This window comes from Aeromonas sanarellii (assembly GCF_000820085.1).
GTDB classification, from domain to species: domain Bacteria; phylum Pseudomonadota; class Gammaproteobacteria; order Enterobacterales; family Aeromonadaceae; genus Aeromonas; species Aeromonas sanarellii.
The window spans coordinates 1-12,139 of the sequence record NZ_CDBN01000001.1; the positions used below are offsets into that span (position 1 = coordinate 1).

Genomic DNA, 12,139 nt, shown 5'->3' on the forward strand with positions numbered 1-12,139 from the left:
CTCCCGCGCCGCATCCTCCCCCACGGCCTCCCCCGCTATCCTGGTCAGGCGTCCGCGCACCATGGGATAGAAGTCCGAGGTGATGGCGCCGGCCCGCTGCAGGTCGGCCAGAATGCCGTCGCGCTCCTCATCGGCCACGTTGACCAGGAAGCGGTTCGGAGCATCGGCGGGCAGGCGGGCGGAGAAGTCCTCGAGCAGATCGACCCGCGCCGCCCACAGCAGCCCGAACAGCATGAGCGCCAGGGCGAAGCCTGCCAGCTGGAACAGGCCGCTGCCACGCTCCCGGGAGAGGTGGCTGATGGCGAGCCGCAGGGCATGAGGCCCCTTGAGCCGGCTGCCGAGACGCAGCAGCCCGGAGGCGAGCAGCGCCAGCAGCAGCATCAACACCCCCATGCCGCCGATGAGGCCGAGCGCCAGCCGGACGTCCGCGGTGAAGCCCCACACCAGCGCGAACAGGCCGATCAGGCCCACCGGCACCGTCAGCCAGGGAGGGATCCCGGCCTCCAGCTCACGGCGCAGCACCCGCAGCGGCGGCACCTTGAGCAGGCGAAGGAAGGGCACGAACGCCAGCAGCAGGGTGATGAAGAAGGCGACCGCGATCCCCAGGGCGAACGGCCGCCAGGAGGGAGGCGGCAGATCCGCCGGCAGCAGGTCCCCCAGCAGTTGCAGCGTCAGCCACTGCATGGCGCTCCCCGCCACCAGGCCCATGATCGCCCCCGCCAGGGTGAGGGAGAACAGCAGGGTGCCCATCAGCTGCCAGAGGGTGCGCCGCGACGCGCCGAGCGTCTTGAGCAGTGCCACCATGTTGGTCTGGCGCTCGGCGAAATGGCGCACCGCTATGCCCATGGCCAGCGCCCCCAGCAGCACGCCGGCGAGGGACGCCAGGCGGAAGAATCGCTCGGCATTGGCCAGGGGCTTGCCGACCTGGGAGCCCTCGTCGTCCGGCTTGATCAGCTTCTGCCCGGCGGTCAGTTTGGGGCCGAGCCAGGCCTCATAGCGGGCGATCCCCTCCCGGGAGCCCTTGATGAGGTAGCGCCACTGCTGACGGCTGCCCGGCAGGAGGGCGCCGGTCGCCTCCACATCGGCGCTGTGGATCAGGGCCCGCGGCGCCATCTGGAAGGGGCTGAAGCCCTGATCCGGCTCCTGGCCCAGCTCGCCGGCCACCCTCAGCCGGGTGTTGCCGACCTCCAGCTCGTCCCCCACCTTGGCGCCGAGCAGCAGCATCACCCGGGCGGAGAGCCAGATCTCGCCGGGGACAGGGGCGCGCTGGGGATTAAGCTCCAGCTTGCCGTAGAAGGGGAAGTCCCCCGGCACGGCGCGGATGGAGGCCAGTTGCAGGCCGTCGCCGTGAAACAGCATGCTGTTGAAGCTGACCGTGGTCTGCACGGCCAATCCCTCCTGACTCGCCCGCGCCAGCCAGTCGGCAGGCGCCGGTGTGGCGGAGCGCAGCACCCGATCCGCCCCGATGAAGTCGCGCCCCGACGCCTTGAGCCCCGCATCCAGCCGGTCCGCCACCAGGGCCACGCTCAGCACGCAGGCCACGCTCAGCGCCAGCGCCAGCACAAACCAGCGCAGCTCGCCGCTGAACCCTTCCCGACGCAGCAATTGCAATCCCAGTCGCCACTGACTCATGACAACTCCCCGACCCGGGCGGCCACCACGGCGCCGGAGTCCGACTGCAGCCGCCCTGCCGCCATCACCAGTTGCCGCTGGCAGCGCTTTGCCAGCTCATGGTCGTGGGTCACCACCACCAGCGTGGTGTTGTGCTCGCGGTTCAGGCGAAACAGCAGCTCGATCACCGTCTCCCCCGTCTTGCTGTCGAGGTTGCCGGTGGGCTCGTCCGCCAACAGCAGGCTGGGGCGGGTCATGAAGGCCCTGGCGATGGCGACCCGCTGCTGCTCCCCGCCGGAGAGGCGTGGCGGCAGGTGGTGCAGCCGCTCGGCCAGCCCGACCTGGGCAAGCAGCGCGCGGGCACGGGGCTCGCTGTCGGTCTCGCCGCGCAGCTCCGCCGGCAGCATGACGTTCTCCAGGGCGCTCAGGGTGGGCAGCAGCAGGAAGGACTGGAACACGAAGCCCACCTGATCGGCGCGCAGTCTGGCGCGCCCCTCCTCGTCCAGCCGGGTCAGGGACTGACCGAGGATCTCGATCTCGCCGCAGCTCGGCAGGTCGAGGCCGGCCAGCAGGCCGAGCAGGGTGGACTTGCCGGAACCGGACGCGCCGACCAGCGCCAGTGTCTCGCCGGTATTGACTTGCAGATCGATCCCTTCAAGGATGGTGAGACTTTCCTGGCCGAGGCGAACGGTTTTGCCGAGCCCCCTGACGGTGATAATGGGCGTTGAACTCATCTTGGGTTTCCTGTTTGCCTGAACCTGTAATGACAATAGATCTTGGGAGTTGAATGCATGATGCGTCTCTTGTTTGCCGTGAGCTGCCTGTGGTGCTGGGCAGCCTCTGTCCAGGCCCAGACCCTGCTGGTGCTGGGCGACAGCCTGAGCGCCGGCTATCAGATGAAGGCCGAACAGAGCTGGCCTGCCCTGCTCAATGAAAAATGGCAGCAGCAGGGCGGGGAACACAGGCTCATCAACGCCAGCATCAGCGGTGAAACCACCCAGGGCGGGCTCGCCCGCCTGCCAGCCCTGCTCGAGACCCACAAGCCGGACTGGGTGCTGATCGAACTCGGCGGCAACGACGGCCTGCGCGGGTTTTCCCCCGCCATCACCCGGGCCAACCTCACCAAGATGGTGGCGCTGGCCAAGGCGAGCCAGGCGAAGACGGTGCTGACCCAGATCCAGCTGCCCCGCAACTATGGCGCACGCTATCTGCAACAGTTCGAGCAGATCTTCCCTGAGCTGGCGCAGGCCAACGACCTGCCGCTGATGCCCTTCTTTCTGGATGATATTGTGCTGCGCCCTGAACTCATGATGAACGATGGGCTTCACCCGACGGCGGCCGCCCAGCCCCAGATCCGCGACAAGGTCGCCCGCTTCATCGAGCCCCTGCTGACCCAGTAGCCCAACGCAAAGCCCCCGCCAGGGCGGGGGCTTAGTGCTCGTCGGTTGCCGATCAGGGCCCAGGCTCAGCGCCCCAGGATCTGCCGCATCCGCTCCTGTACCACGTCCACCAGCAGATCGGGCTGGAACTTGGAGATAAAGCGGTTGCATCCCACCTTCTTGACCATGGCCTCGTTGAAGTTGCCGCTCAGGGAAGTGTTGAGGGTGATGAAGAGATCGGACATGCGCGGATCGCTGCGCACCTCGTGGGTGAGCCGGTAGCCATCCATCTCCGGCATCTCGGCATCCGTGATCATCAGCATGATCTCGTCGGTCACCTTCCTGCCCCCGTCGCACCACCCCTTGAGCAGCTTGAGCGCCTGCAGACCATCCTGGCACTCGATCACCTCGAGTCCGAGCTGGGCGAGCGTCTCGCGCACCTGGTTGCGCGCCGTGCTGGAGTCGTCGACGATGAGCACTCTGCGCCCCTGCATCTGGGGCAGGATCTCCTCGTCCAGCACCTCGGCCGAGATGCGCACGTCATAGGTGATGATCTCGGCCAGCACCTTCTCCACGTCGATGATCTCGACGATCTGGTCGACGCCCCCCTCCGGGACGCGGGTGATGGCGGTCAGGTAGTTGGAGCGGCCCGCCGAACGGGGGGGCGGCAGTATGTCCTTCCAGGTCATGTTGACGATGTGCGCGACCTGTCCCACCAGGAATCCCTGAATGGTGCGGTTGTACTCGGTGATGATGAGGTTGGACTCATGGTCGATGGCCATGGGGCGCATGCCGATGGCCCCGCGCAGGTTGATGACGGGGATGGAAACGCCGCGGATGTTCGCCACGCCGCTGATGTTGTGATGGGCGCCCGGCATCTTGTTGAGGTGGGGCAGCTTGACCACCTCCCGCACCTTGAAGACGTTGATCGCAAAGAGTTGCTGGCCCCCCAAACGGAACATCAACAGCTCCAGGCGATTCTCCCCCACCAGCTGGGTACGTTGATCCACTGAATCCAATATGCTCGCCATATAAAGCCCTTACGTCCGTTTCCCGAGTGCCGCCCCCAAAGGGTTGCAAGATGCCAACCAGACTCGCCCTCCCCTGCCTGGGCGACGCGAGTCCCTATAGAAATAATGAAAAGGGTCGAGGAAAGATAGGCTCTTGACCACGGGGCGTGATCCTCGCCCCATCGCCGCCTCCGTCACAGGACCATACGGCGGCCCTGCGCCCTACCACAAGGGTATCGACCAGCAAGGAAGAATGCTGAACCCCGGATCCACCCCGCGACCCCTTGCTCCCAATAAAACCCATAAAAAAACCGGCCGCAATGCGGCCGGTCAACAATATACAGCAGGCAGTCAGGGAATGACTTAGAAGTGGTACTGCATGGCCACGCCAACGACGTCGTCGGTGTTCTGGCCAAACTTGTTGTAACCGTCGGACCCTTCGCTGCTCAGCAGGTTGGCCTTGTAGTCAACGTAGATGTCGAAGTTCTCGTTGATGTTGTACCAGGCACCGATGGAGACGTACTCGGTCAGGGTGTCATCCAGGTTCTGGTCGGAATCTTTCACGTCCAGGCGGTTATACGCCAGGGACGGCTTCCACTGACCCCAGGTGTACTGCACCACGGCTTCGTAGCCGTTGCTCTCGGAGGCATAGCCGTCGTTGCCGGCCTGGTTCACGTAGACGTGGTTTTCACCGTAGGCATAGGTCGCGGCGGCGTACAGGTTGTTGGCGTTGTACTTGATGCCGACGGCGGTCAGCTTGGCGTCTTCGCTGCCACCGAAGTTGGTGTTGGCAGCCTGATCGGCCGTCTTGCCAGCCTGGTTATAGGCCAGACCCAGGCTGATGCCCATGTCGAAGTTGTAGTTGGCGGACAGGGCGTAACCCTCTTCGGAGCCCCGGGTCCAGCTGGAATCGCTCTCGTTCTGCGCTTCGTTCTCACCGGTGAACTGGGCACCCAGCACCAGACCGTCGAAGGTGTAGATGTACTGGGCCAGACCGTTGGTACGGCCGGTACCGAAGACTTCGGTCCCCTTGCCCAGGCCATCACCGCCCCACTCCGGCAGGACGTCGGTGTAGTCGTTGACCGCCTTGGCAATCAGGCCGTCCTGACGACCGTAGCTGAAGGCACCGAAGCGATCGTTCTTGATGCCAACATAGGCATAACGCAGCTCATTGTCGGAGCTGTTGGTCGGTACGTTGTACTGCACAAAACCGTTGGCGACGGTTTCGTTGTTGATGCGGGTCTCGCCAGCGATGTTCAGACGCAGGTAGCTCTGGTCGCCGCTCTCGTCGTCGTTGTCGCTGCCGTAATACATGCCTTGAACACGACCACCGATATCAAGCTTGGTACCGTCCTGGTTGTATACGGTAGAAGCCTGTGCACCACCGGCCAGCAGCAGGCTGGAGATGGCCATCGTCAATGCTGTCTTTTTCATTGTTCGTTCCTCTGGTGTAAACACTCTCTGTCAGACCTGTGCTCGGTCGTTTATGATCGGGTCTATGTTCCGATGGCCTAAAGTAGATCCGGAAACCTTGATGGGAACTGAAGCGGGGAACGATTAATTCCAAAAACATGGCATGAGCCGTTTGCCCACGACGCCAGGCGTCGTGACAACAATAATCAGCAGAACTTAAAACTAGCTGAATGAGGATGCACAAACAAAAAAGCTGTCATTTATTTCAATGACAGCTTGAACAGTCGATAAAAAGGGCGGATGGACCTGCCAGGGGGCGTGTACGGTTCGTTCGGACTCGTTCAGGCTGGTTGCCAGCCGCGCATGACCTTCAACAGATCCTTCCAGCTCACTATGCCGACCAGGGCGCCATTCTCCAGCACCGGCAGGCAGGAGACGTGCTGCTGCAGCATGATGGCGGCGGCGTCTTGCAGGGATAGCTCGGGGGAGATGGTGATGGGGTGGCGGCTCATGATCTGGTGGGCCCGCCGGTTGAGGGTCTCGGTGTCCCGGTTCATCTCGGCATCCGTGTCGAGATAGGGGCTGATGGCGCGCAGCAGATCCCGGTCCGAGATGACACCCACCAGCACCTCATCCTCCACCACCAGCAGGTGACGAAAGTGGGCCTGCTCGAAGATCTCCTTGATGACGCTCAGCCTGTCGTCCATGGAAACGGTCGCCACCCGGGTCGTCATGATCTCTTTAATCAGCATGGTCAGCCTCCTGCCACCAGATGTCTCTGTTATGACACGTTTTTCCTGCCTCAGCCATCCCTCCCGCCCTCAAGTGCAAATTTGTGTCATTTCACGTAAGATCCGCGCCAGTTTTCCTCCTTCACTCGAGCCAAGCAGACCCATCCATGATAGTTGCCAGTCAAATCGAACTGATCCGCGGCGGCCGCACGCTGCTGGACAACGCGTCCGCCACCATCCACCCCGGCCACAAGGTGGGTCTGGTGGGCAAGAACGGCTGTGGCAAGTCCACCTTCTTTGCACTGGTGCGGGGCGAGCTGGCCATCGACAACGGCAGCTTCAGCCTGCCCGCCGGCTGGCAGATCGCAGGCGTCGCCCAGGAGACCCCGGCGCTGGAGTGCTCCGCCCTGGAGTACGTGATCGACGGCGACAAGGAGTTCCGCGCCCTGGAGGCCGAACTGGCCAACGCCGAGCAGGATGACAACGGTCTGCTGGTGGCCGAGCTGCACGGCAGGCTCGACACCATAGGCGCCTACAGCATTCGCGCGCGCGCAGCCGAGCTGCTGCACGGCCTGGGCTTTGGCGGCGATCAGCTCGACTCGCCGGTGAGAAGTTTCTCCGGCGGCTGGCGCATGCGCCTGAACCTGGCCCAGGCGCTGCTGTGTCGCTCCGATCTGCTGCTGCTGGATGAACCGACCAACCACCTGGATCTGGACGCCGTCATCTGGCTGGAGAAGTGGCTCAAGAGCTACCAGGGCACGCTGGTGCTGATCTCCCACGACCGCGACTTCCTCGACTCCGTGGTGAACCGCATCATCCACATCGAGAACGGCAAGCTCAACGAATACAGCGGCGGCTACTCCGACTTCGAGCTGCAGCGCGCCGAACAGCTCGCCCAGCAGCAGTCCATGTACGAGAAGCAGCAGCGGGAGATGGCCCACATGCAATCCTATGTGGACCGCTTCCGCTACAAGGCCTCCAAGGCCCGGCAGGCCCAGAGCCGCCTCAAGGCCATGGAGCGGATGGAGAAGATCCTGCCCGCCCACGCCGACTCCGAGTTCAGCTTCGAGTTTCGCGAGCCCTCGGCCCTGCCGACCCCCCTCATCGCCATGGAGAACCTCAGCGCCGGTTACGGCGATAAGGTGATTCTGGAGAAGATCAAGCTGAACCTGGTGCCGGGGTCGCGCATCGGCCTCCTGGGGCGCAACGGCGCCGGCAAGTCCACTTTTATCAAGATGCTGGCGGGCAGCAATCCGCCGCTGTCGGGCAAGCTGGAGGTGAGCGCCGGGGTCAGCATCGGCTACTTCGCCCAGCACCAGCTCGAGACCCTGCGCCTGAACGACTCCCCGCTCGATCACCTGGTGCGCCTCGCCCCGGACAAGACCGAGCAGGAGCTTCGCAACTATCTCGGCAGCTTCGGCTTTCACGGCGACAAGGTGCTCGACAAGGTGGCCCCCTTCTCCGGCGGCGAGAAGGCGCGCCTGGTGCTGGCCCTCATCACCTGGCAGAAGCCCAACCTGCTGCTGCTGGATGAACCGACCAACCACCTGGATCTGGAGATGCGCCACGCCCTGACCATGGCGCTGCAAGGGTTCGAAGGGGCCATGGTGGTGGTCTCCCACGACAGGCACCTGCTGCGCACCACCACCGACGACTTCTACCTGGTCCACGGTGGCCGGGTCGAGCCGTTCGACGGCGATCTCGACGACTACCACAAGTGGCTCGGCGAGCAGGAGAAGGAGGCGAACGCCAAGCCGGTGGACGGCCCCGTCTCCGCCAACTCGGCGGTGGCGCGCAAGGATCAGAAGCGCCTCGAGGCCCAGTTCCGCCAGCAGACCCGGCCGCTTCGCCAGAAGCTGGAGAAGCTCGAGGCCGCCATGGAGAAGCTGCAGGGCAGGCTCGCCGACATCGAGCAGCAGCTGGCCGACCCAGCCATCTACGAGGAGGGCGCCAAGGGCAAACTCTCCGAGCTGCTCAAGTCCCAGGGCCCCCTCAAGGAGGAGCTGGAAAACGTCGAGCTGGAGTGGATGAGCCTCTCCGAGGAGCTGGAAGCCATGGAGCAAGCCTTCTTTGCGTGACACACAGCGGATGGAAGGCACCCGAGTGCAGGCCCACGAGCTGCCCAGCCCGCCCGACTTCTGGGCGTGGAGCACTGGGGCCTATGGCCAGCGCAGTCAGGACTGGCTCCATGTCCAGACGCTCGGGGGCAACGTCAACCTGGCCCTGCTGCTGCACCACCTGGATCTGCTCTGCATCCCGGTCGACCTCACGGACTTGCAACCGGCCCTGGTGCAGACTGAGGCGGTGCTGATCCCCTGGCGCACCCTGCGCCAGCAGGCCAAGGCCAGGCTGGCCGACGACGAGTACCAGACCATGCTGGCCCACGAACTGGAGCTGGAGCGGCTGCAACAGGGAGTCCTGCTGCAGACCCTGCGCGCCCTCACCCTGTTTCGCGGCGACAGCCACAACCTGTCGAACTATCTATCGTTACTGGGAGCCCAGCAGGGCCCCCTCAGAGATCTCATATGCTGAGCTACCGCCACGCCTTTCACGCCGGCAACCACGCCGACGTGCTGAAACACGCCGTCCAGGCCCTGATCATCGAGTCCCTCAAGAAGAAGGAGAAACCCTTCATCGTGCTGGACACCCATGCCGGTGGCGGTCTCTACGACCTGCGCGGCGACTGGTCCCAGAAGAAGGCGGAATACGCCGACGGCATAGGTCGGCTGTGGGACGAGCGTGCCCAGTGGTCTGCCATGGCCCCCTATCTGGGCGTCATCGAGGAGATGAATGCGAGCGGCGAGCTGCACTACTACCCCGGTTCCCCCGAGCTGTCGCGCCGCCTTCTCCGCGAGCAGGACAAGCTGGCGCTGATGGAGCTGCACAACAACGAGGTGGAGGACCTGCGCGCCAACATGGGGTACGACCCCCGCGTCGCCGTGCACCATCGCGACGGCTTCGAGGGGCTGGTGGCCCTGCTGCCCCCCACCCCGCGCCGCGGCCTGGTGCTGATCGATCCGCCCTATGAGCTCAAGGAAGACTACTTCGCCGTGGTCGACACCCTTAAGAAGGCGCAGAAGCGCTGGGCCACCGGCATCTATGCCCTCTGGTATCCCATCCTGGGGCAGGAGGCGGACAAGTCCCGCGACATGCTCAAGGCGATCAAGCGGGAGAACTTCGGCAACGTCCTGGTCGCCGAGCTGGAAGTGGCCGGCCAGACTGCCGACTGGGGCATGAACGGCTCCGGCATGCTCATCGTCAGCCCCCCCTGGATGCTGGACGAGCAGATAGAAGCCTTCCTCAAGCCCCTGTGCGCCAAGCTGGCCCAGGGCGCCGGCGCCCAGTACAGGGTGGAGTGGCTGAACAAGGCCGAGGCCTGACTGTTCATCCGCTGCAAACACGACAAAGCCCCGCAAGGGGCTTTTCTATTGCTGCGACCGAGGGGACTAGGCTTGCCTGGCATCCGCTCCTGCGGGCATGTCCCGCCACAGCGCCAGAATGAGCAGCGCCAGCAGGGCGAAGGGCGGGGCCAGGCAGAGCAGCACGCACAGGACGGTGACAAGCACGGGATGACGGCTCTTGCGCCGGGCCAGTCGCCAGGCCAGGACGCCGACGACGATCATCAGCAGCAGGATAAACAGCACATAGATGTTGGCATTGATGGTCATGAAAGCTCCTTTTTCATGGCAAAAGGCACACTCTAGCGCCGTTGTGGCCCCAGGCAACTCCCGATCCGGTGGGGCTCGCCGGTCGATAGGCTTTTTCTATTTCGCCGATAGATGAGAATGATTTTCATTTGGTGAGATTCTGGGTGATACTGCCTTCATCGCCAGAGGAGACACCACCATGAAAAAGACCATCAGCTTCGCCATCTTGCACTTCAGTGTCGCCTTCACCGTGGCTTACCTGCTGACCGGCGAGCTGCTGACCGCCAGCCTGATCGCCCTCATCGAGCCCGCCGTCAACACCGTCGCCTTCTACTTCCACGACCTTGGCTGGCACAGGCTCAAACCCCACCACAGCCTGCAGGCCAAGACCAGCAGCTTCGCCCTGGTCCACTTCTCGGTGGCCTTCGGCGTCGCCTTCCTGTTGAGCGGCGAGCTGCTCACCGGCGGCGTGATGGCACTGATCGAACCTGCCATCAACACCCTGGTCTTCTTTTTCCACGAGCGGCTGTGGCGCAGCCGCCAGCCACTGGCGCTGGCCGGCGTCTGATTGTAATGCAGGGCCGCCCGGCGCAAAAAAGCGCTCGGCGGCCTCGTGCCATTATGTTCTAGTAGCGGAATCCCCCTTGCTGGAACCCTATGGATGAACAAGATCTTGCTTGGCACCCTGCTGTTTTCCCCTCTGCTGGCCGCGGCGGCCACCCCGTCCTTCGATTGCGCCAAGGCGAAAGGCGCCGCCGAAGCCCTCATCTGCAAGGATGCCGGACTGGCTGCGTTGGATAACGAGCTGTCAGCCCTCTATCCCAAGGCGATGGCCGGGTTCTCCCCCGAGCAGCAGAAGAGCGAGCGTGCCATCCAGCGCGGCTGGATCAAGGGGCGCAACGACTGCTGGAAGGCGGGCGACCTGCGCCAGTGCGTGGAAGAAAGCTACCAGATACGGATCACCGAGCTGCAGATCAAGGGCGGCCAGCTGAGGGTGCCGACGCCGGTGGACTACCAGTGCGGCAAGCACGTCACCCTCTCCACCTACTTCTACAACGAGGCCAAGCGGCCCGCCGCCATGATCAACCTGAGCGAGGGGGACAACCAGCAGCAGGTGCTCGCCTATGAGACCCCCAGCGCCAGCGGCGCCCGCTACGAGGGGCAAAACCTCACCCTCTTTACCAAGGGGAGCGACGCCAGGCTGGAGCGCTACGGTCAGCTCCCCCTCGTCTGCAACGAGCTCCCGGGCAACTGATCCCCCGCCCGGCCAAAGGCCGGGCAACCACTTCCGTACAGGCAGCAAGAGGGTCACCAACAGGTGGCCATTCGCCCCCTTTTACCTATCCCCAGCCCCCTCTCGCCAATCCGGCCCGGGCGCCAGGCTTTCGGGCTGGCGTCCATTTGTTGATCTTGCCCGGCAATTCGCCATTTCCTCCTTTCCCTTCGCTCGCGGGCCGTTAATATAGCCAATTGGCAACATACGCCTCGTCGGAGTCTCCCCATGAGCCATGCCAACCCTCACGCAGGTAACGCGCAGCATACTGGAGGCTGAGATCCAGTGCGGTAGCGTCGCCAAAGGGTGCGACCGGCAAGGGATAAGTCACTGATTCAACTATGTCGAGTGGAGTGAATGTATGGAAACGCAAGCACTGCATCGGGGTCGACTGATCGACCATCTCCAGTTGGTGGTGAAAGACCTGGCCGCCAGCGAGCGCTTTTACAGGGCCATACTGGCCACCCTCGATGTGCCAATCGGCGGTGCGGGTGAGGGCTACTTCTGGGCTGACGAGCTGTTTGTCACATCCATCGACAGCCCGGCGGCGCTCGGCGCACTGACCGGTCGCCATCACCTCGCCTTCCAGGCACAAGACAGGGCCACAGTCGATCGCTTCTATCAGGCAGCCCTGGCCCACGGCGGCCAGGACAACGGCGCCCCCGGCGAGCGCCATTATCATCCCGGCTATTACGCCGCCTTTGTCCTCGATCCGGACGGCAATAATATCGAGGCGGTGTATCACGGCGAGGCAAAGCGCAGTGCAGAATCGGTGGAAATTCGCTTTTAGAAATAAGGTGGAGCGCCAGTGATGCGAACATCACTTTGGCACAGCAAGGTAACTACTCCTTGCTCAACATAGTGATGCCCTAATTTTCTTATTGCTGTATTTTTACAGTGATAAAGGTAAAGCCAAGAAAGGAATTAATGTCAGCACGGAGAGGCACAGCGTCAAATTGGTAACATGATGCTCTTAATCAAATATTCTGCAAGGGTAATAAAATCAGTACAGAGTCATAAGGAAAGAGTGATAATCAGTTTATTAAAATCGTCTTTCCAGTCACTATTAACAACT

The 12,139-nt window shown here is 63.3% G+C and carries 13 protein-coding genes; 7 read left to right on the forward strand and 6 right to left on the reverse strand.

Features of this window, described 5'->3' with window-relative positions; translation table 11 throughout:
- Both BN1132_RS00005 and BN1132_RS00010 read right to left on the reverse strand, forming a co-directional pair.
- A partial coding sequence (locus BN1132_RS00005) for an ABC transporter permease (RefSeq protein ID WP_042074013.1) occupies positions 1-1,632 on the reverse strand: 1,632 nt, incomplete at its 3' end.
- Positions 1,629-2,345, reverse strand: coding sequence for an ABC transporter ATP-binding protein (locus BN1132_RS00010; protein WP_042073978.1), 717 nt, complete (start codon positions 2,343-2,345; stop codon positions 1,629-1,631). The genes BN1132_RS00005 and BN1132_RS00010, both read right to left, overlap by 4 nt.
- A 57-nt stretch (positions 2,346-2,402) precedes the next feature.
- On the opposite strand from BN1132_RS00010, the gene BN1132_RS00015 reads away from it, so the two are divergent.
- A complete protein-coding gene (locus BN1132_RS00015; RefSeq protein WP_042073979.1) occupies positions 2,403-3,011 on the forward strand; it encodes an arylesterase in 609 nt (202 codons plus the stop codon).
- A 65-nt stretch (positions 3,012-3,076) separates the two neighbouring features.
- Here the strand turns inward: BN1132_RS00015 and BN1132_RS00020 are convergent, their stop codons facing one another.
- The 3 genes from BN1132_RS00020 to BN1132_RS00030 form a co-directional block, all read right to left on the reverse strand.
- Positions 3,077-4,021, reverse strand: a complete 945-nt coding sequence (locus BN1132_RS00020; protein ID WP_042073980.1) for a chemotaxis protein CheV — start codon at positions 4,019-4,021, stop codon at positions 3,077-3,079.
- A gap of 342 nt (positions 4,022-4,363) precedes the next feature.
- Positions 4,364-5,434 carry a porin gene (locus BN1132_RS00025; RefSeq protein ID WP_042073981.1) on the reverse strand — a complete coding sequence of 357 codons (1,071 nt, stop codon included), beginning with the start codon at positions 5,432-5,434 and terminating at the stop codon, positions 4,364-4,366.
- A gap of 320 nt (positions 5,435-5,754) precedes the next feature.
- Entirely contained in the window at positions 5,755-6,165 is a 411-nt protein-coding gene (locus tag BN1132_RS00030) for a CBS domain-containing protein (RefSeq protein WP_042073983.1), read from the reverse strand.
- 146 nt (positions 6,166-6,311) lie between these two features.
- Between BN1132_RS00030 and BN1132_RS00035 the strand changes: the two genes are divergently transcribed.
- From BN1132_RS00035 to BN1132_RS00045, 3 genes are read left to right on the forward strand one after another with little or no spacing between them, the layout of a single operon-like run.
- Positions 6,312-8,222 carry an ABC transporter ATP-binding protein gene (locus BN1132_RS00035; protein ID WP_042073985.1) on the forward strand — a complete coding sequence of 637 codons (1,911 nt, stop codon included), beginning with the start codon at positions 6,312-6,314 and terminating at the stop codon, positions 8,220-8,222.
- The gene (locus tag BN1132_RS00040; protein ID WP_042073986.1) at positions 8,215-8,676 is read left to right on the forward strand and encodes a DUF2390 domain-containing protein; all 462 of its coding nucleotides are present in this window, start codon (positions 8,215-8,217) and stop codon (positions 8,674-8,676) included. Before BN1132_RS00035 ends, BN1132_RS00040 begins: the two co-directional genes overlap by 8 nt.
- Positions 8,670-9,524 carry a 23S rRNA (adenine(2030)-N(6))-methyltransferase RlmJ gene (locus BN1132_RS00045; protein WP_042073988.1) on the forward strand — a complete coding sequence of 285 codons (855 nt, stop codon included), beginning with the start codon at positions 8,670-8,672 and terminating at the stop codon, positions 9,522-9,524. Before BN1132_RS00040 ends, BN1132_RS00045 begins: the two co-directional genes overlap by 7 nt.
- Positions 9,525-9,590: 66 nt before the next feature.
- On the opposite strand, the gene BN1132_RS00050 is transcribed toward BN1132_RS00045, so the two are convergent.
- Complete coding sequence (locus tag BN1132_RS00050; RefSeq protein WP_042073989.1) at positions 9,591-9,812, reverse strand: hypothetical protein; 222 nt, start codon at positions 9,810-9,812, stop codon at positions 9,591-9,593.
- A 178-nt stretch (positions 9,813-9,990) separates the two neighbouring features.
- Between BN1132_RS00050 and BN1132_RS00055 the strand changes: the two genes are divergently transcribed.
- The 3 genes from BN1132_RS00055 (at position 9,991) to BN1132_RS00065 (ending at position 11,854) form a co-directional block, all read left to right on the forward strand.
- On the forward strand, positions 9,991-10,359 hold the full coding sequence (locus BN1132_RS00055) for a DUF2061 domain-containing protein (RefSeq protein ID WP_042073990.1): 369 nt from the start codon (positions 9,991-9,993) through the stop codon (positions 10,357-10,359).
- A gap of 93 nt (positions 10,360-10,452) precedes the next feature.
- Positions 10,453-11,046 (forward strand): MliC family protein, encoded by a 594-nt coding sequence (locus BN1132_RS00060; RefSeq protein ID WP_042073991.1) that lies wholly within the window; start codon positions 10,453-10,455, stop codon positions 11,044-11,046.
- Between the two features lie 379 nt (positions 11,047-11,425).
- On the forward strand, positions 11,426-11,854 hold the full coding sequence (locus tag BN1132_RS00065; RefSeq protein ID WP_042073992.1) for a VOC family protein: 429 nt from the start codon (positions 11,426-11,428) through the stop codon (positions 11,852-11,854).
- Positions 11,855-12,139: the final 285 nt, after the last annotated feature.